The organism is Bradyrhizobium sp. 157 (assembly GCF_023073815.1).
GTDB lineage: Bacteria > Pseudomonadota > Alphaproteobacteria > Rhizobiales > Xanthobacteraceae > Bradyrhizobium.
Map to the genome: position 1 here is coordinate 226,054 of NZ_JADPKF010000091.1, position 20,152 is coordinate 246,205.

The 20,152-nt window shown below is 56.7% G+C and carries 13 protein-coding genes and 2 pseudogenes; 8 read left to right on the forward strand and 7 right to left on the reverse strand.

Features of this window, described 5'->3' with window-relative positions:
* Positions 1-346 precede the first annotated feature (346 nt).
* A complete protein-coding gene (gene nifA / locus IVA95_RS27995; RefSeq protein ID WP_247513666.1) occupies positions 347-2,107 on the reverse strand; it encodes a nif-specific transcriptional activator NifA in 1,761 nt (586 codons plus the stop codon).
* Positions 2,108-2,386: 279 nt separating this feature from the next.
* Entirely contained in the window at positions 2,387-3,166 is a 780-nt protein-coding gene (locus IVA95_RS28000) for an SDR family oxidoreductase (RefSeq protein WP_247513667.1), read from the reverse strand.
* A gap of 1,129 nt (positions 3,167-4,295) precedes the next feature.
* On the opposite strand from IVA95_RS28000, the pseudogene IVA95_RS28005 reads away from it, so the two are divergent.
* Positions 4,296-4,751, forward strand: a pseudogene (locus IVA95_RS28005) (nodulation protein NodZ); the annotation flags it as partial.
* On the opposite strand, the gene nodS reads toward IVA95_RS28005, so the two are convergent.
* Genes nodS through IVA95_RS28025 form a run of 4 tightly spaced genes read right to left on the reverse strand, consistent with a single transcriptional unit; the run spans position 4,691 to position 8,039 of the window.
* Positions 4,691-5,359, reverse strand: a complete 669-nt coding sequence (nodS, locus tag IVA95_RS28010; protein ID WP_247513435.1) for a nodulation methyltransferase NodS — start codon at positions 5,357-5,359, stop codon at positions 4,691-4,693. The pseudogene IVA95_RS28005 and the gene nodS sit on opposite strands and share 61 nt — an antisense overlap.
* A gap of 24 nt (positions 5,360-5,383) precedes the next feature.
* Complete coding sequence (gene nodC, locus IVA95_RS28015; RefSeq protein WP_247513436.1) at positions 5,384-6,736, reverse strand: chitooligosaccharide synthase NodC; 1,353 nt, start codon at positions 6,734-6,736, stop codon at positions 5,384-5,386.
* A 14-nt stretch (positions 6,737-6,750) separates the two neighbouring features.
* Positions 6,751-7,410 carry a chitooligosaccharide deacetylase NodB gene (nodB, locus tag IVA95_RS28020; RefSeq protein ID WP_247513437.1) on the reverse strand — a complete coding sequence of 220 codons (660 nt, stop codon included), beginning with the start codon at positions 7,408-7,410 and terminating at the stop codon, positions 6,751-6,753.
* Entirely contained in the window at positions 7,407-8,039 is a 633-nt protein-coding gene (locus IVA95_RS28025) for a NodA family N-acyltransferase (protein WP_276576924.1), read from the reverse strand. Before IVA95_RS28025 ends, nodB begins: the two co-directional genes overlap by 4 nt.
* A gap of 875 nt (positions 8,040-8,914) precedes the next feature.
* Between IVA95_RS28025 and IVA95_RS28030 the strand changes: the two genes are divergently transcribed.
* The 7 genes from IVA95_RS28030 (at position 8,915) to IVA95_RS28060 (ending at position 19,043) form a co-directional block, all read left to right on the forward strand.
* The gene (locus tag IVA95_RS28030; RefSeq protein WP_247513439.1) at positions 8,915-9,859 is read left to right on the forward strand and encodes a LysR family transcriptional regulator; all 945 of its coding nucleotides are present in this window, start codon (positions 8,915-8,917) and stop codon (positions 9,857-9,859) included.
* A gap of 847 nt (positions 9,860-10,706) precedes the next feature.
* Positions 10,707-11,651, forward strand: a complete 945-nt coding sequence (locus tag IVA95_RS28035) for a LysR family transcriptional regulator (RefSeq protein WP_247513440.1) — start codon at positions 10,707-10,709, stop codon at positions 11,649-11,651.
* A gap of 825 nt (positions 11,652-12,476) precedes the next feature.
* On the forward strand, positions 12,477-12,689 hold the full coding sequence (locus IVA95_RS28040; RefSeq protein ID WP_247513441.1) for a hypothetical protein: 213 nt from the start codon (positions 12,477-12,479) through the stop codon (positions 12,687-12,689).
* A 669-nt stretch (positions 12,690-13,358) separates the two neighbouring features.
* On the forward strand, positions 13,359-14,060 hold the full coding sequence (locus tag IVA95_RS28045) for a MerR family transcriptional regulator (protein WP_247513442.1): 702 nt from the start codon (positions 13,359-13,361) through the stop codon (positions 14,058-14,060).
* Between the two features lie 917 nt (positions 14,061-14,977).
* On the forward strand, positions 14,978-16,084 hold the full coding sequence (locus tag IVA95_RS28050; protein WP_247513443.1) for a branched-chain amino acid ABC transporter substrate-binding protein: 1,107 nt from the start codon (positions 14,978-14,980) through the stop codon (positions 16,082-16,084).
* 503 nt (positions 16,085-16,587) lie between these two features.
* Positions 16,588-17,706: a histidinol-phosphate transaminase gene (hisC, locus tag IVA95_RS28055; protein WP_247513444.1), complete on the forward strand. Its 1,119-nt coding sequence runs from the start codon at positions 16,588-16,590 to the stop codon at positions 17,704-17,706.
* A gap of 308 nt (positions 17,707-18,014) precedes the next feature.
* A complete protein-coding gene (locus IVA95_RS28060; RefSeq protein ID WP_247513445.1) occupies positions 18,015-19,043 on the forward strand; it encodes an LLM class flavin-dependent oxidoreductase in 1,029 nt (342 codons plus the stop codon).
* Positions 19,044-19,531: 488 nt separating this feature from the next.
* On the opposite strand, the pseudogene IVA95_RS28065 reads toward IVA95_RS28060, so the two are convergent.
* A pseudogene (locus IVA95_RS28065) lies at positions 19,532-20,059 on the reverse strand (cation:dicarboxylase symporter family transporter); the annotation flags it as partial.
* Positions 20,060-20,152 lie beyond the last annotated feature (93 nt).

The following is a 20,152-nucleotide window of genomic DNA, read 5'->3' on the forward strand; positions in this document are numbered from 1 at the left end:
CCAGCGCCAGAATTGCGACATTCGTCGTGAATGCGACAGCTACCGCCATTGATTAACAAGAGCGCGGCCGACCCGGGATGCGCTTCCCCTCAATGCATTAGTAGATCCGCTCCCGTAGCGGAGCTGCATAGCTCACGAGCGACTGTGACCGCCTGAGCCGATTCGTACTCCATGATACTTCGAATCACAGGAGCAAATCGCCCTCTGCGTCTCACTGAGGTGAACGCATCTTTTGAGATTCGGCTCTGCATGAGCTCACGCTAGCAAACTCAAATCTCGTATGCATAGCGGACCGTCGTTCAGATCACGAGGCGGCTTGTTTGACGCGCTCAGGCGAACCGCGCTATTAGAAACGCTTGATCTCGATACCGTATTTCCTCAGCGCGTATCCGATTTGACGCGGCGTCACTCCAAGCAGGCGCGCCGCCTTTGCCTGCACCCAGCCTGACCTCTCCATAGCCGCGATTACGCGCTCGCGATCGACCATATTCGCACCGCTGACGAGAGGTGCGCCGGCAGGCGCCAGCGGAGCCTGCTCGCTGCCGCCGGGCGAGACCGCAAACGCCGCCGATGGAGCAGCCTGGAATGTGGCCGGTTTCGCGGGCACTGGTACAATTGGGCCCGGCTGCAGCGCTATCTCATCCGATGCGCTCTTCCACAGAATCGCGGAAAGGCACTGACCGTGGCAACAGGCAAAGTCGTCTCTGACAATCGATGGTCCATGGGCGAGCGTCGCTGTCCGCTGCACGCAGTTTTCGAGCTCGCGGACATTGCCAGGAAAACCGCAGTTCATCAGCACTCCAATCGCACTCGCATCGAATGTCAACGTACGGCCGTTTTCGCTGTTGAAATTCTTAAGAAACTGAGCAGCGAGGAGCGGAATATCACTGCGCCTTTCGCGCAGCGGCGGCAGCAGCAAGGGGACCACACTAATGCGATAATAAAGGTCGGTTCGGAACTCGTTCCTTGCCACCGCCTCTTCTAGGTTCTTATTCGTCGCGGCGATCACGCGAACATCGACCTTAATGGTCTGATTACCGCCGACGCGCTCAAATTCCTGCTCCTGCAGCACGCGCAGCAGCTTTGCCTGGAACGAGGCCGAGATCTCCCCAATCTCGTCTAGAAACAGGGTCCCCTTGTCGGCGAGCTCGAATCGACCTTTACGTGTATTGAACGCGCCGGTGAAGGCGCCCTTCTCATGGCCGAACAATTCGGATTCGAGGACCGTCTCAGTGAGTGCCGCGCAATTGAGCTTTATGAACGGCCGCTTAGCGCGGGCCGATCGCTCGTGAATGGCCTTAGCGACCAGCTCCTTCCCTGTACCGGATTCGCCGCGCAACAGAACGGTGCTATTCGACTTAGCTACAACAGCGATCTTCTCCAGCATCGCGCGCAGCGCCGGACTGTCGCCAATGATCCCCTCGACACTAACCTTCTTCCCCTCCCGCACCGGGTGCTTTAGCTCGGACAACTGCTTCTGCAGCCGGTCCTTCTCCGCCATAAGTCGCTCGCGATCGCACCCGAACAGTCGATGCAGCTTTACCGTCTGACCGACCAGGTCGGCGATCATGGTAAGCAGCATGACGTCGTAATCGAGCCGGATACTTGACCTGCTGTCCAAAAGGCGGTCGATGGTCAGCGCACCTACGACTTTCGCATCGATGCGAATAGGAACCCCGATGAATGAAACCGGAATGTCGTCGGAGGCCCCAAGCACATCCAGGTCGGAAGCACTAAAGGCAGAATGCAGCGTGACGTTCTCGGCGACGAGCGGCCCCTCCGTTGCCGCGATCACGTCGATTGCCTTCTGCGGCGGTCGCATCCGGTCGCGCTCGTCGCTGCGTTCGCTCAATCCGGCGCCAACGGTTATGTCCGCTACGCCATCATCGTCGAAAAGCGAGATGATGCCGTGCCGTACCTGCACAAACGATTGTAGAAGATCTACGACATTGGCCAATGTGACTTCGAGGCGGCAGGGAGCAGTCAGAAGCTTCGCAATTTCGAAGATGCCGGCGAGCGCGTTCTCGTGCGACGGCGCAATTGTAACCTCGAGGTCCGTTTCTGACCTTGAGTTAGGCCTTTCGCGTACAGAAGCGATATGCAGCATGACCGTGTCTCCGTTGTTCTGGCCGTCCTCCCTGTCACCTTGTTCGGATTTGCGGGTACTGTGTTGCAATGCCATCCTCGATCTCGGGCCAACTTTCACGGATGACGGCAAGAGATAACGCATTTTCATGGCACGACAGTAAACAAGGCAGTAAAATTATAGTGCCTCGATTTTGCTGCTTACTTTTCGCGACATCGACGCGCGAGTTTTCTCGGCGAACGCGAGTTCCATTGAGGTAACTCAAATCAGCTGCGAATTGACTATTCCGGGTGCGTCCGATCACAGGTGTTGGCCACCGTTGATCGGAACCTCGGTGCCGGTGACATAACTCGCCGCATCCGAGCATAGGAAAAAGACGACCCGCGCGACCTCTTCTGGCGTGCCCACGCGGCGCAGCGGGATGTTTGGCACAAGCCGGGCTTCCGTGTCAGGTGACAGAATGTCCGTCTTGATTTCGCCGGGCGCAATCGCATTGACGCGAATGCCATGCGGCGCATAGTCGTGCGCCATTTCGCGCGTTAGGCAGGCGAGCGCAGCTTTCGACGTCGCATAAGCACTGCCGGCAAACGGGTGCACCCGCGAACCCGCAATTGAGGTCACGTTGACAACTGATCCCGACGCAGTTTTCAGCTCGCGAAAAAGGCCTTGCGCGAGCAGAATCGGCGCCACGAAATTGAGGTGGAACACGCTCATCCAGGTGTCGACTGACGTCGACAACGACGTCAGTCGCGTGCCGCTCGAGGTCTTCGGTGAAATGCCGGCATTGTTGATCAATGCGTGCAACGGCGCGCCCGCAAGGCGCTCCTTGATCTCGGCGATGGCACCAGGCAACATCCGATGGTTGCTGAGATCGACCTGGATATGATCGTCTGCACCTGACTTCCAAGGGCATAGCCCGCCATCGAAGGCCTGGCGCGCGCAAGAAATGACGCGCCAACCCGCTTGCGAAAATAGCTTTCCGGTGGCGTGGCCGATGCCACGCGATGCCCCGGTCAACAGCACAGTCTTCTGCTTTCCCTGCGGGATGGGGCCCCTATCGGTCTGAAATGGACAGCGCACATCCGTCGCCGACGATGGATCGGCAACGGCATCGTCATTTCTCCGGTCGGAACTCAAACACGCCTCCGATTCTGTCCTTGCCCGTGAGCGACCGTGCAGGATTTGGGCCAGTTGCGATGCAGACGAACCTCTGTAGTTCTGCGGCCGAGTGTCGTGTTCGCGACAGTTTGGATCGTTCCAGACATAGGCCCGTTTGGCTTCGGACAGCAGCAATGCGCTGCGCGCACCAAGCCGAATGCGAGTGCCCGCAAACACGTCGGTGCGTGGCGCGGTGCATAGGCCCGGCGCATCCTCAAAGCGGGTACCGTGCGGCATTGGCGATGGTCGCTAGTTGCCTGCTGCTGATGCAGCCAGGTGGGGTCCGCAACCTAAGTTGGGTCGATACACAACAGCTATCGATCTCACTTAATTCGACCCTTTATGTGCGACGGATGACGTGTGGTTGCTTGACACTCCGCGCGTCCTGAGACCCAGGATAAGGTCGATAATCATTTCCAATTCATCCTCTCCCGATCGACTGGGTCCGCTTATCCCATGAAGCGAGCAGATGAACTAAGACGAACGCCTTCCCATATCAAGACTAGGAAGTGGGAAAGTACGACACGTCGCGATTCTTACTGTCGCCCGGCAGTCGCTGGGGATTGTAATCTGACGTGGCTCACGCTTTGCGTGAGGTTCGCATGCGAAGTGGCACCATTGTCGGCGGACGCTCTGCACCTTTTGGTCAACGATGCCGGCTTCTCCGGCTGAATGATGAGGCGACCAGAAGCTGAAAACAATGGATTCCTCAGACGCCCCCGCCCTCACGATCACAAGCATGCTGGTCGATGCGAAGGAGTCCGCCCCCGCGGAGTGCGCCCCCCCCGGCACTCGTCGATGCTCCCCCTATTGTCGAACGCCAATCCTTGCAGAGGAAACAACATCGTCGGCAGGACCGAAGGGCTATACAGGGCAATGCTAAGGGGCGATATGATCCACGACAATGCTGGTTATGATTTGCACCCAACCGAGATAACAGCGGACGATTTTTCATTCCAGATCAAACGACTGTCGCCCGCATGGATGCCAAGCGCACTTGGGAAGCAATCTCGTACACGCAGCTCGCGCTAGGCGACATCGTCCTCGTTCTGCGATCTATCAGGAACACTTCAAGGACTACACCGTTGTCGGGGTTCATATTCGACACGGCAACGGCGAAGATGTTATGGGGCACGCGCCGTACTGGGCCGATCCAGAGCTCGCCTTACGGCAGGTATGCACTGCGATTCGTAAGGCCAAAGCGTTACCGCATCAAAGACCTATAAGGGTGTTCTTGTGCACGGACAGTGCGCAGGTCCTTGATCGGGTGTCGGGTGTGTTTCCCGATCTATTTACTATCGAAAAACGTTTCCAGGCGCATCAGACCGGGCCATTAAATAGTGCAGCCCTCGGGGCCGATGGCGGTGTTTCCGCTCTCATCAAGATGTATCTTCTTGGGCGATGCGATACCGTGATCCGTTTTCCGCCGACTAGCGCCTTCACGCGCTATGCGAGCCTTTTCGTGCCCCGAGTCATTGAGTTCGACTTGAATGGGCGATTCGATTGAATTGAAGATCGAAACGGACGCCGAAAGCAGGCGATCAAGCAGTCTTCATTATCCGACACACCCTGGCACTGCACGCGCTCGACCTCGACCAAGGTTTCGTTCAACATGGCGATGACCGTTTCGGCACCAGCAGCGTGACCCCAGCGCCGGCAGTTGGCATCTCGGGCTGATCCGAAAATCAGATGCCCATTCGGCGCGAGCATACTCACCTGCTTGTCAATGGCCGTGCGCATCTCGGCCACGTCACGGAGGTAATACAGAACTTCCGTCACGACGATTAGATCGAACCGCTCCGCGGTCGAGAACTGTTGAACGTCGGAGACTATCCACGCAATGTGCGACCACCTCTTCGTCCGTGCAGACGCACGACCAATCGCTCGCGGCGCAACATCGATCACCGTCAGCCGATGGCAGTGAGGTGCTAGCTTTTCCGTGAATGCGCCGGCCGCGCACCCGACTTCGAGACCATTTCTGATGACCCCTTGGGAAATTGACAACCGGAGCATTTGCGTGTGACGCTCCCGCTCGAACGGATTACCGTCGAGCCGCCACGGATCGTCGGCGGCCAATTCCCGCTCTAACAATTGATAGTTCTCGTTCAGGCGCACGGATCGTTTACCTCGGTTGAAGGATCACTTGCCACTGCGAACGCCGTCAGAGGTCACCAACCTCGACGAGGCGCGCGAAAGATCCGTCCTGCGAATTGACCCAGAAACTCCCGAAGCTCCTGTAGCGTTCGGTCCAGCGATCGGGTTTCGGATGACGACCTGCTGTTCACCCTTCTTCGGTACGCTGGCAGCCTCCCGTGACAGCCAATCGCTGTTGCTCAAGGTACACAACGCGTAGGCTTTCACGGGTAGTAAGAGAAAGAGGTTGATGAGTGTGTGCAGAGAAAAGCCGAGAAATCGAAGTTGCCGAGCACGCAACGCTGCCACGCTGCAGCGGACCACGGTCATTAATGTGATCAGTAGGCATGTCCACCACGGCACTGTGGCTGTGAGTGCGAACTGCGTGAGCCCCGTCAATAATGATAGAGCGAGCAATAGCGGCCCGAGATTCTGCCCGACAACATCTAGTGTGAGATAGCGATCGAGACCGGAGAGCAGGCGCAGCCCAAGTAGCGTGTCCCGGAAAGTGCTCCGTGCCCACCGGAGTTGTTGGCGCAGATACGGCCTTAGGCTATCCGGGACCACCGTTGCGGCGATGGCGTCCGGAACGTACTCGGTTCGAAACCCTGCTTTCAGCATGAGTATCGTGAGATGACGATCCTCACCAAAGTCGCTCGGCTTTCCCCGAAAAAATTGCGTCTCGTACTGATCTAGCAGTAAAAGAAGCGCGGACCGGCGGTACATAGCACAGGGGCCGCAGCAGCACATAACGGCACCGAAGCGAGCCTGTGCCGCGCGCTCTTCGTTGCAAGCCAGCCAGTACTCCATATCAATCAATCGGGTGAGCCAGGTGTCGCTCCGGTTGCTGGCTGTCAACTGCCCCATGGCCGCGCCGATCGCCGGATTTTGCATCTTTCGGGTAAGCTTCGTAACCACATCGGGGGCGAGTACCGTGTCCGAGTCGACGTTGAGCACCAAGTCTCCAGATGAGCGCCGTATTGCGGCGATCTGCGCCTTGCGCTTTCCTACATTCTCTCGCAGCATAACAAACTTAAACCTCGGATCGTCCGTGTAGGTCTCGTGGACGGGCGCCACATCGTCGAGGTTTCCAGAACCGTCATCAACAACATAGACCTGCAGTTTTCCTGCGTAGTCTTGACTTGCGATGGACTCTAGGCACGCCGAGAGCGTACGCGGGCGCTCGTTGAAGCAGGGGACGATGACATCCACGCTCGGCAGAGCTTCGGTGTCGATAGCATTGTCCAGCGATGAGACGTCTGTCGGCAGGGCATAAAGCGTCTGCACGCCCTTATAGACAGTCGAGAGCAACGCATAAGACAAGACAGTGACAGTGCTGGTTGTGGCAAGCAGGTTCATAGGGGCGTGTCTGTTCAGTGAGATTGAGGAAGCGAGCGGATTGCAAATCCACGGCCGCGGATTGCTGGAATGAGGCGAGAAAGCGCCTTCAGGGTCTGGTCGCGCAGACCAGCGTGAGTGCCCCGTCCCAACTCGTCGGGAGGACATCCGTCGTGCAGGAGCACAATTGCACCTGACCGGAGAGAGGCCAGCACCATCTCGACAATTGCGTCCACGCCAGGACGAGACCAGTCTCGCGGGTCGACCGACCAGTGCAGGGCAGCCAATCCAGCCCTCGCTGACGAAGCGAGCACTTGTTCGGTCCACATGCCATACGGCGCACGGATGTGTCGCACCAAGGCCTGGGGGCACGCCGTTCTGATGGCGCTGCTCGCCGCTAGTATTTCAAATTGCACTTCGGCCGGTTCGCACCTAGATAGGTCCGGATGATTCATCGTGTGGTTTGCGACCTCGTGCCCTTCTGCGATCATTCGTTGGACTAGTTTCGGCTGGTCTGCTGCGTACGCGCCGATAACAAAGAACGTCGCCGGCACCCGCTGTTCCGCCAGCACGTCGAGGACATCCGATGTGCAAAGCGGATTAGGACCGTCGTCAAACGTCAAATAGACGCTGCGATCCCCGGCGGCCTCAGCGCGCTCGCTACGCACTGCGGACAAGCAGTCGAGATATCTCACAGCTCTGGCCCGTTCCGATCAATCAACGTACCAGTTGGCCACTCGCTGATCGGCCGTCCAATTGGCAAAACCACAACGAGCACGTCTTCGGTCCGCGTGGGCGACAAGTTGGGATACACATCTGGGAGGGTTGACCGCACGCGAACGCCCGAGAGTACGGTGGCCAGACCGGGCCGCTCGAGCAGCCTTGTAAGATGTTCCTTCAGCGCATGCCGAACCGCGCCGAAGCCGAATGGCACGCCAAGGTGCTGGAGTACTGGATACATCACGCGCATTGAGTGGCTGATTCCGAGCCCCTCAAGATCCGGACGTACACCGTACAATCCCAATTCGGCCACCAGTAGGTCGACCTCTCCGACTTTGATGAAGCGCCGCAGTGCCCCGATGTGAGCAGCTACGCCGCGCGTGTCGTAGCCAATGACACGGACCTCAGGCCTCGCGCCGGCCCAACTTCGACCGCCTTCGAACGGACTTGCATTAAACTCGCCGGTCGGTCCGTAGGTCTCTCGAAAGAACTCGGATAGTTCGATGTGGTCGGCGAGTCGCAACTCATTTTCCCAGCACACCCTCCACTGCACCTGAGAGCGCATTGAGAGACCTCTCGCTGAACTGGAAAGGACTATGTTCATGGCTGCCCCTGCGCACTGTCCGGTCTCTGAGAGTGGAGTTGTTGATGCATGCGAGCAATTCGCGCTCGCTGAATGGCCTGCTCAGGTAACGGGACACGCTGGCACGTAGCGCGCGCGGCCGGTCGTCCCCAGGACGGCCCGTGAGCAGAATGGTTGGGATAGCCTTTCCAGATGCGACCAGATGCTCGCGTCGCTCGACCGCGAGCATCCCTGTCTAACTGCATCTCCGCGATCAAGAAGGACGCTCTTAGAAAGCGACTGCATTTTTGGCACTTATCTGCGCTCTGGACCGGTTCTGGGATGTAACCCAGCGAAAAGAGCATGTCCGTCAACTCATCACGGAAAGATCGATAAGCACCCATGACGGAGATTAGGTCCAGCGCTCTTGGCACTCGCACCAAACCTACGAGGGACTTTCCCTGCAGTTTTGGCACAATTTGACTGCGAGGATGCGCGATCGATTTGACCGAAGCGCAGACGTATTTGACGCCTGTATTCGACTCCGGTGTCTTCGAGAAGCTAAGACGGAGTCGAGCGCCGGTTCAGCAGCACGGAGGTAAGCTGCCGATATACTCAGAGTTGGAAAGACTATACGAAGGTTTATCGGCAGTCGGCGGCCATGCGAACTACGCGGCGCTTGTCGCATCGACCCATGGTGATGCGGCTTACGCATTCCGCCGAATCTCGCGGCAATGGCAGGGTTAAGTTGATGCTCAGCAAACACTTGAGTTCTCTTGGAGCCAGGGCAAAGATCGTTAATCAGCCTGGTTGCCTGAATTCGATTTGACTGACGTTTTTGCTATCCGTCATTCCGCAAAATTGGTAAAATCGATTGTTTTTATGTAACCCATTCACAGCATGGATAGCTCAAGATCATGCGCTTCAAAGGCCTCGACTTGAATCTCCTCGTCGCGCTCGACGCTCTGATGACCGAGCGTAATCTCACCGCTGCAGCGCGCAGCATCAACCTGAGCCAGCCAGCCATGAGCGCGGCAGTCGCCCGGCTCCGCGCCTATTTTCGTGATGAACTATTTACGATGAGGGGCCGCGAACTTGTCCCAACACCTGGTGCGGAAGGGCTTGCCGTCCCAATTCGGGAGGCTCTGCTGCACATCCAGCTGTCGATTATTTCGCGGGATACGTTCAATCCAGCGCGATCGGATCGCCGCTTCAGGATCAGCCTTTCCGATTTCATGACAGTCGTGTTCTTCCGAAAGATCGTGGACCGTGTCGCGCGGGACGCTCCCGCCGTCCGCTTCGAATTCCTGCCTCTCTCGGACGACCCCGATCAGGCTCTTCGGCGCGGCGAGGTTGATTTTCTTATCTTACCAGAGTTGTTCATGTCGACCGTCCACCCTAAAGCGGCACTGTTCGAGGAGACGCTCGTGTGCGTGGGTTGCCGCACGAACAAGCAGCTATCACGGCAGCTTACATTCGAGAGATACATGTCGATAGGGCACGTCGCGGCCACGTTCGGGCCGACGCAAAGGCCCTCCATCGAGGAATGGTTTTTGCTCGAGCACGGTGTCAAGAGACGCATTGAGGTCGTTGTGCAGGGCTTTAGCATGATCCCGCCTATACTATTGAACACCGGCCGTGTAGCAACGATGCCCGGAAGGCTTGCCAAGCATTTCGCAAAGACCACGCCTCTGCAGATAGTCGATCTTCCGCTGCCACTTCCCGCATTCACGGAGGCCGTCCAATGGACTGCCCTTCACAATACTGATCCGGCAAGCATATGGATGCGGCAGATAATATTGGAGGAGGCGTCCCGCATGGCTTCTCCCCGAGAGGCCACGCGACGTCGCAGGCACTACTAGTTTGCTCGCCGCGTCTGACCACCCGCTCTTCGCCAATCGAGATATATCTTTAGGGGCTTCAAGAGCAGCCGGCCCCAGATAAGCTCCCTGCCTGCCAATCCCTCGGATGGCTAGCCCTGCAAGAGGACACGAACGCCCTCTATTGCACGAATGGGATTGCACAGTCGAACAGCCGCAGCCCGCGCCGAATTGCCATCAAGAAATCGATGCCAGGTATCGACTCTGTCGTGTGGTCAACCGATACAATCCTCCTCCTGAACGCCGGGACCTTGAGCGGCCCGGCAACAGCCGTGAAGCGAAATGTTCTCAGAACTGGTCCAACGCGAACGAGATGATCATCGGCGATCGCGGCAGTCGGCATTTGGCATACCAGCATCATCGCGACTGATGCATTTCAATCAAGAGAAGACGCCCGCCTGCCAGGGACACGATACCTAAACGACAAATCGCTTGAATCGCACGCTGCGTCAGGTTGTAAGCAGGGCTGGAGTTTCGACCATGAGTCCAGCAACATCACGTAGCCGGCGATTGGCCATTGCAAAAGCGCTGAAGCCACCGGCGTAGCGGTAAGCACTAGCGTCGCTGTGATCGTGGAGGGTTTCCGAGCGAATGTTACCGTGATGGCGTACTTCAAAACTACGAGCGATTTCCACGCCCGGTCAGCTCTCCTTCGCGCGGACCGACGTGCTTCCGATCGAGTACGAGATCTGGGGCGCTATAATTTTCGGAATGGCTGGGCGCGATAGCGATCCCCGATGGCCAGCAGATTCCGTTGCGGACCTCGGGTCTTGGCGAGGAGAGTGAAACTGTCACAGGAGTCGCCGCCGCCTTCAACAGAGTAACAGACATGCGTTTTGAAGGCCTTGATCTAAATCTTCTCGTCGCGCTCGATGCTTTGATGACCGAGCGCAACCTTACCGCGGCGGCACGCAGCATCAACTTGAGCCAGCCGGCCATGAGCGCGGCCGTCGCCCGACTGCGCGCCTATTTCCGCGATGAGCTATTTACGATGAGGGGCCGCGAACTTGTCCCAACAGTGCGTGCGGAAGAGCTGGCCGCCCCAATTCGCGAGGCTCTCTTGCACATCCAGCGCTCCATTATTTCGCGGGATACGTTCAACCCAGCGCGTTCGAATCGCCGTTTCAGGATCATCCTTTCCGACTTCATGACAGTCGTGTTTTTTCCGAGGATCGTGAACCGTACCGCCCGGGAAGCTCCCGGCGTCAGTTTCGAACTGCTGCCACTGGCCGATGAGCCGGATGAGCCTCTCCGGCGCGGTGAAGTCGATTTTCTTATCTTACCAAAATTGTTCATGTCGAACGAGCATCCTAAAGCGACACTGTTCGAGGAGACACTTGTGTGTGTAGGCTGCTGTTCCAAGAGGCAGCTGCCAAGGCAGCTTACATTCGAGAGATACATGTCGATGGGGCACGTTGCGGTCCGGTTCGGGCTGACGCGAAAGTCCTCGATCGAGGAATGTTTTTTGCTCGAACATGGTCTCAAGAGACGTATCGAGGTCGTTGTGCAGGGCTTTAGCATGATCCCGCCTATGCTATTAGACACCGGCCGCATAGGGACAATGCCACGAAGGCTGGTTGAGCATTTCGAAGAAACGACGCATCTGCGGATCATTCAACTTCCACTATCACTTCCCGCATTCACTGAGGCCGTACAATGGCCTGCCTCTCACAATAGCGATCCGGCAAGCATCTGGATGCGCGAGATATTATTGCAGGAGGCTTCCCGAATGGCTTCTGCGCGTAAGACCACGCAAATGTCCACCCGTTCTTGAAATTTAGGCAGAACGTCTCATCACCTGCTCTTCACATCAATCAGGATCTAGATCCTTAGTGCGAACTGGCCCTCGTTTTTCGTAAGCGCGACCCACTAAGTACGTTTACGTGACGGCTTTCTCGCTTCACCTGAATGGGGCGACAATTTGCGGCGCGCGCACGGATCCCCCGCCCAAGCGGTTCGCAATGTTATCAATTCAATGATAGCAGCATTGGTCCTTTGTCAACACGCTGCGTCCTGGATAGCGTATTAAGATACTCGGCGAATCTACACGGGCGACGATGAGCCAGCATCGCATCGGTCTATTAGTGGCGCTGGTCGAGGATGATCGCCTGCTGGCGGGTCACTCCCGCGGGTCGCGATGCGCATCGTTATCGCTATAATTTGTACTTCGAGGACTTCAAGTAGCGCATCACCTGTAACGCGAGCATGTCGGACAGCCCGTCGCCACTCGATCGCTTACCCTATCGTCGTTCTTCCCAGCCTCGGCTGCCGATCAACACACGCATTCGGCTTTCCGCATTTCTTGCAACCATCTCTCAGGATCTGCGTCCCTGCGAATTTGAGACTTCGTACTCTTCACCCGGCCAATCCGCCTGCATATAGAGACCACTTGGCTGGGCTATTCTTTAGAGAAAGTGGTCCGATATCGCCTCTGCGATTCAAGTCAAAGCACAGAGCGACCGTGTTGCAAAACTGCATCACTTGAATGCGAATTGCTTTTCGTCGATGTACGTCGCCGGTTTGTCTCCATTTGACTCTACCGCAACCAAACAACTGGACCATGTGCGCCCACTTGGCGCGATGATAAATACGGAGCCGAATGTTGCAGCAATACAGTGGCGTCTACGATCCGGAAGAACTCTCGGCCTTGGGAAAGATTTTTGATGAAGCATTCGCGGCGTTACCGGCGTCCATGCAAACACCAGAAAATCGAACGGAACTCGCCAAGCTTGTTCTCGCTCGTGCAGCCACAAGCGAGAGCGAGTTGGCAACCCTGAGGAATTTGATGGACGCCGTTGCATCTGCCGCTTGATCAATTGGCACTCTGAGGAGAGTCACGTTGCTTGCGGCGGAATGGACGTCGGTTCACTAGACCCTTGAAATGTCTTGAATCTTACGCGACGTCAGGTTGTAGCCTCGCAGACCGAGAAACATGACCAAAGCTACATCACGAACGCGTCGACGCGCATTGGCGAACTTGCAGAGGCTGCCGCCATAACGGGACGCATCCTGCATCACTGCAAGCACACAGGCCATTAGGTGCGTCGGAGCGGACCAACAGCGCTCAGCGGATGTACGACCGTGAGGGCGTAGAACGAGTATATCAAATTCGATCGCTGCATGAGCTTGGCTTCGCCCTTCACGAGCGGAGCCAAAACGTTGCTGCGATGCAGTGGTTTGTACGAGCGGAAGGGCCTCTCGATCTTAGGAAACATTCTGATGAAATATTCGCGACGTTACCGGTCTTGATACGAATGAGCGAAGAATGGTACGGCACTCGCCAACATCAAGCGCAGCAGCCAGCGAAGCCGAATTGACGTTCCTGACGATCTTGATGGTCACCATCGCATCACCGCTTAATCAATCGGCGATATGAGCAAAGTCACCTTGCTTGCGCTCGAATGGAAGACGGTTCAGCTAAATCATTCAAATAGCTTGAATCTCACGCGATGTCAGGTTGTAGGCTTGGAAACTGAGAAACATGACCAAAGCTACACCACGAAGGCGTCGATGGCGCATTGGCGAACTTGCAGAGGCTACCGGCGTAACGGTACGCACTCTGCATCACTACGAGCACATACGGCTATTAAGTGCGGCGGAGCGCACTGAAGGTGGCCACCGAATGTACGACCGCGACAGTGTACAACGAGTGAACCAAATTCTAGCACTGCGTGAGCTTGGCTTCTCACTTGAGGAGATCCGCGGAGCCATGGAAGGCAGCTCTTCGCTTACCGACCTGTTGCGCAACCACTTGGAGCGCATCGAAGTTCAAGTCGAACGTACGACCCTGTTGCGAGATCGTTTACGCACCATGACCACGGATGACGAAGTACATGTCAGTGTGGATGAGCTACCTGCGACCTTAGATGCAATGTCGCGGGTTGGGAAACGCGCTCAAACGCCCCGATGCAGATGCGCCTCAGACCCAAATCGAGAGGAGCGGTGGCAACGGATCCACGAGGAGTTGCACGATTGTATGATTAAAGGCGAGCATCCTTGCAGCGAACGGGTCACTGCTGTGGCCCTTCAAGCGCGCTCGCTAATCACCGAAGTCGCAGGAGCGGAATCAACAGCTTCAACGATACTGAAAGTTCTTGCGCGATTGAGCGCACCTCGCAATTTGGCTGGCTGGGATCCCGGACTAATGCAGTATCTCGATCTTGCACTTGCCGCCTTACAGTGATTAGCCGTGCTGGCACTCGCGCCTAATCCGTGCGCGGCTGCCGTTTGCGTTCAGCCAGCGCGCTTCGGAACCTGTCGGATCTCAATTGAGCAGCCGATTTAGATCTCGATTAGCCGGTCATGCGCTTCGAGCCACGAGCGGCCTTAAGGCAAATGTAGAACCAACGTCCGATCTACACAGCAATCTGACAGGCCCCTATGGCGGCGCCGGTCGGCTTGCAAGTACCTCCGGCGTCTGAAGTCTGATGCTCGAAGCCGTCGTCCCAAGCGATTCCCAAGCCAATGGCGCGAGCAGCACCAAGTGCGGAGAGCCAAATGTACCTTGTGACCAGGCACGATCCTGCCTCGGGGGTGAGACGTCCTGACCACTGGTGAGCCCGAGCAGCTTGTCAACACCTGACCGCTCGGACTTGGCAACTCGAAACGAGCCTGGGTCGGTGTTCGAGTTGAAAGATCCTTCTGCATACATCTTTCGTAATTCCGAGCGAAATCTCCAACGGTGGCGAGCGAACGTCCCCTTCTGGTTCGTGCCAGATGCTTTGAGGCATGCGCTGCATTTTCTCAAGTTTTCCTCGTCTGCTTCTGGGGCCCGCCAGTTTGGCCATATTCATCCAAGAGCCTTTGAGGGGGCTTGAATCGCACGCAGCGTCAAATTGTACGATCTCAAAGTAGGTGGCGCGGTCTCTTGGCAGAACGCTCAGAGACTACTCCGGCTATCCGTGGAGGATCGCCTGGACCTGCAGTACGTGATGGACTTCTGGGCGAGAGCTCTCGGCGTCTACGGGGCCGAAATGGATGATAATAATGGTGTTACATAAGTTTGATCAGCGCGAGCCCGGCTCGCGACTAAGCGACACCTCAGAAGGTCTGGCGCACGGCACGACTGACCGCAAACTCCGGCCATATCGGGAGCTCCGAATGTCAATTTATCGTGTCAGTTCAGCCGCGAGTGCAGCCATCCTTGCTTGTGCTTTGGTTTCGACTGCGCCCGCTGCAGACATTAATATTGCCGTGGCCGGACCGATGACCGGAAGCACTGCTGCGATTGGTGTGCAGCTGCGCGAGGGTGCTGCCGCGGCCGTTGATGCTTTGAATGCCTCCGGCCTACTTCCCGGTACAAAGGTCATATTGAGCGTCGCCGACGACGCGTGCGATCCCAAGCAGGCTGTCGCAGTAGCGAATCGGCTGACGGCGGATCGGGTCAAGTTGGTCGTTGGCCACCTTTGTTCTTCTTCCTCGATCCCAGCTTCCGACATTTACGCTGAAGCGCAAGTTATTCAAATTTCGCCCGGCACAACTAATCCGCAGCTGACAGAGCGTGGTCTCAAGACGGTATTTCGAATCTGCGGCCGCGATGACCAACAAGGCGTCGTGGCAGCCCAATACATCCTGCGACACTACCCGAACAACAAAATTGCCGTACTTGACGACAAGAGCACCGCTGGCAAGGGTATTGCCGATGTCGTCGAGTCGCGTCTTCGGGAAGCGGGCAAAAACGTCATTCGGCAAAGCTATGCAGCCGGCGAAAAGGACTACACGGCCCTGGTCTCAAGGATGAAGAGGGACGGAATTCAGATCGCCTATATTGGCGGCTATTACACCGAGATCGGGTTGATTGTGCGCCAGGCGGCAGACGCAGGCGCAGCTTTCACGATCATGGCGAACGATCCGTTGATGACTTACGAATTCTGGGCCATCACGAGCAGAGCCGGAAACGGCACCCTGTTCACCTTCATGCCCGATGCCACCAAGAATTCCCAAGCCGCGGACGTCGTGGCTAGACTCAAGGCTTCCAAACTGTCTGCGGAAGGCTATACGCTCTACGCCTATGCGGCCGTCCAAGCTTGGGCGGACGCGGTGAAGCGGGCCGGCTCCCTCAACGCCACCCGGGTGGCAGCGGCGCTTCGTTCGCAGCCGATCGAAACAGTAGTCGGGACGATCCGATTTGATACCAAAGGAGACAACGCGTCTCCCGGCTTCGTAGTTTACCGCTGGCACGACAGTATTGTCGAACCCGTCGAGTAGAACTGATCGTCGCGACGGCCCCGCATATTCAGCCAATGAAGGAAATCATGAAACACCCTCTTACCATCGCAAATGGTGTGATGCTCGCGTCGTTCCTCGTGGTCGTGGCAGCAATGCTCGCCGTCCTATCCTGCCCCTGGATGCCTCTGAGGAAGACAGAGCCAGCCGAAGCCGCTGCGTTATTTACGCCTGGTGCCTGGACCAATGCAGGAATGATATTGCCGCCAGCTCAAAAATGACGGCCCCCCATTCCGGCACCGAGCCACCTGATGCGCATGCGATCGGTTCGACGATTATTCTCTCGGCTCCTCAGGGGCTGGCGCGGAGCTTCAGGTTCATCCCACCTTTCGTAAATTAGGCACTTCGACCTGCTGCTCGCAGGACGATTTGGATGGCCGCCGTTCTTGTTATCCCAACAAGACATCCAACTCTGCCATCGCCGGCGCAGCGGGCTGGCAAGCTGGCAATCGCCCCTGCCCTAGGCGGCTCAAACGGAGAACACTATGTCGGATGCAAAATTGCAAGCTGTACTCTCCTCTCTATCGCAGGCAACGAGACAGTTAGATGCTCTGCCGTCCGGCCGGACTGCGCCGGATGCTAATTACGTGAAACTAAACACGAATGAGAACCCATTTCCACTACCAACAATCGTACGGCAAAGTGCGATTGCGGCCCTGGAGCGGCAATATTTATATCCAGAAGATGACAATATCAGCTTGAGGGAAGCAGCCGCCGATGCTTACGGCCTCTCCAAAGATCATGTGATCGCCGGTAACGGATCATCTGAACTTCTCGGGCTCATCTACAGAGCTTTTCTTGCCCCGGGCGACAGCGTCGCAATGATGTCGCCGGGCTTTTCGTTCAACCGCAAGCTCGCTATGTTGCAGGGCGCTCAATTGCTCGAAATCGGATCGAGCGAACCTCATTCCCTGCCGATAGAGCAATTTCTTCTTGGTCCCGCAAGAGATGCCAAGTTCATTCTGTTAGCAAATCCGAACAATCCCACCGGAACCTTCGTTCCGGTAGCCGACATCGAGTGCCTCCTGGCACAATCGAACCGCTTGATCGTCTTGGACGAGGCCTATGTCGACTTTGCACCTGATAATGGCTTGCGCCTCGTCAGTCGCTACTCGAATCTTCTGCTCTTAAGAACATTTTCGAAAAGCTATGCTGCCGCTGGCATTCGCGTCGGCTTTGGCTTCGGTCATCCCGAGCTCATTGGGAGGCTACGTAATATCCAGAACGTCTTCAGCATGAATGTAGTTGGGCATGCGATCGGCATCAGCGTTCTTGCGCATCGCGCCGCTTACGAGGAGAACCATCGACATATCAGGCGTGAAAGACAGCGAGTTACGACCGCTCTGTCGCAACTTGGCTTGTCTGTATTGCCTTCCCACGCTAACTTCCTGCTAGCTCGTGTGCCAGAGGGCCACGACGGCAGATGCTGGCAGGCCGCTTTGGAGCGGCACAAGATACTTGTGGCATTCTTTCCTGATAAAGGCCTTGAAAATCGCATCCGCGTTAGCATCGGTACAAGACCACAAATGGACGCGTTTCTCGCAGCAGTCTGTGACATCTCAAAGAGCTTAAGGGTTGGAAGATCGCCGCTTCGCCGCTGCTAATGTCTGCTTTCGAGTTACGCCGGCGATAGTACCACGACACAGAGATGAGAGCGGTCTATGCCAATGACAAAGGTCTGTTGTGGCTAAGCGACGAACAGTGACAACGGATCGAGCCCTTCCGGCCGATGGATGTTAGACGCCTCGAAGCGGAGGAACAATCGCCGCGTGATCAGCGGCATGAACGTACTAACGACCACGTCAGCGGAGAAGTAAAGCGCGGACCACAAAGAGCAGTCCGTCAATGAGCGCTCGGATGCCTGGACGCGAGCGCACCTCCTGCCTTCACACCTACACTTGGAGATAATCGAATGAGAGACCCTTTTCCTTCAAGGCTAACCTGCGGCATCTTCGATCACCTGGACGCGGACGGCCGTGATATCGCCCGACAATACGCAGATCGCCTCATATTAGCGGAGGCGTACGATCGCCTCGGTTTCTATGCGTATCATGTGGCAGAGCACCACTGTACGCCTCACGGGAGATGCCCGTCACCGAATCTGTTCTTATCGAGCGTCGCACAGCGGACAAGACAACTTCGTGTGGGCCCATTGGTAATGCTGCTTAACCTTTATCATCCGCTACGCGCGTTCGAGGAGATCTGCATGCTCGACCAATTGAGCGGTGGCAGGCTCGAGCTGGGTATCGGGCGCGGCTCTCTACCGATCGAATGGGGCTACTTCGGGATCAGCGCGGACGCGGCGCCAGGACGTTATGAGGAAGCCAGCGAGATCCTTATTAAGGCGATGAAAGGCGGCACTCTATGCTATCAGGGCGACCATTTTGAGCTAAACGACGTTCCTTTGACGTTAGGACCTCATCAGCGCCCGTGGCCGCCGACATGGATCACCACCAATCGACCAGAGTCCGCGGGTTGGGCCGCCGCGAATGGAGCAAATCTCGCGTGCGTAGGCCCCTCCTCTAGTGTTCGCAAAATTACCGATACCTTCCGCGCTCACCTAGACCGCAACCGTGACGCTGATGATCATGCGCCGTTCGTCGGATTGCTGCGTATGATCGTTATTGCGCGTTCTGAGAAAGATGCCCATTCGCTCGCGACCTCTGCTTACGAACGATGGCTCAAGAGCTTTATATTTCTATACGAGCTCAATGCCATTCCGCTACCACCAAACCTCCCACTAACCTTCGATGCGGCACTCGCAAGTGAACTGTGTGTAGTCGGAACTCCAGCTTCTGTACGAAAGGCTCTGCTTTGCCAGCTGGAAGAGGCAGGTGCCAACTATCTCCTTTGTCAACTCGCATTTGGGAATCTGCCGTTGGATGCTTCCCTATTTGCCGCAACCACGATTCAATCCGAAATCATCCCTGGAATTGGCTGACCATGATTCGCTCCGACTGTGGAAATCCAAATTGTTGTCCAGCACTCCTTCACCCCGAATACAGTCGGCGGGGACTGACAGTAAGCTCCCAGGAGTTGCGTCGAAACACCTGGCGATGGCGTTCGAAACTGAACAAATGCTCGAACGATCCGTTTCAATATACCGAAGGACTCTGGGGTAAGACGCAGGAATGCCAATCCCAACACTGCTGATGATGAGGAGGACGATTAACGTTTCTGAGTAGCGAATGATTGCGGCATGCGGGTCGATACCAGACTCGATCATATGTTTCAGGCGTTTCTGCATGTGATCGATACTGACAACACAACTTCTCCCCGCCTTCGGGAACGGTGCACACGGTGCTAGACGCGACTCTTCTTCTCGCGAAAGCACGACTTCTTGACCGCATCACGCAACGAGAGGCGCGACGCGATGAACGTTAGCGCGGCTCTTTCAGGTGCTGCGGCGCTCGGCACGGCCAAGGCGCCGCGTTCACCCAGCGCCTCAGCGAGAAGCCGAACAGGATCGCAAACAAGAGCACCTGCAGGATATCCCCGTCCGCCAGCGCGCCGATGACGCTTTCGGGAATGAAGTTAAGGATGAAATCGACGGTTCTTGCGGCCTGGTCCAGTTTCACACAGTTGGCAAGTTCCGCGGCATCGGGCTTGGTGGCAAAGCCACGGCCGATCTGGAACAGACTGCCCACAACCAGGCCGAGCACCAGGGCAAAAGTGGAGACGTGTTCGAAACAGATAAGCGCTTTAACGCCGACCGGGCCGACTTTCTAATATGGGCAATCCCGGACACGACAGTGCAGAAGATGATCGGCGCGTCAACATTGTTGTAAGCTTGATGAAGCCGTCGCCAAGGCCTTGACCAAATCGTTGGTCGCAAGCGACGGCCACAGCCAGCCGAACGACGATGCCAATCAGGATCGCAATCAGCACCTGAACGTAAAGGATCTTGTACAAGGATCGAGACGCCCGCGCGGACTTTGCAGTTGCGATTGTCGCCATGACGCTCTGCCCTCACACTCACGCAGGTATCTGAGCCGCTCCGGCTGAAGTGGCGTCGTGTCCCGACCCACCAAGGCCAATTGCATCAGCGGA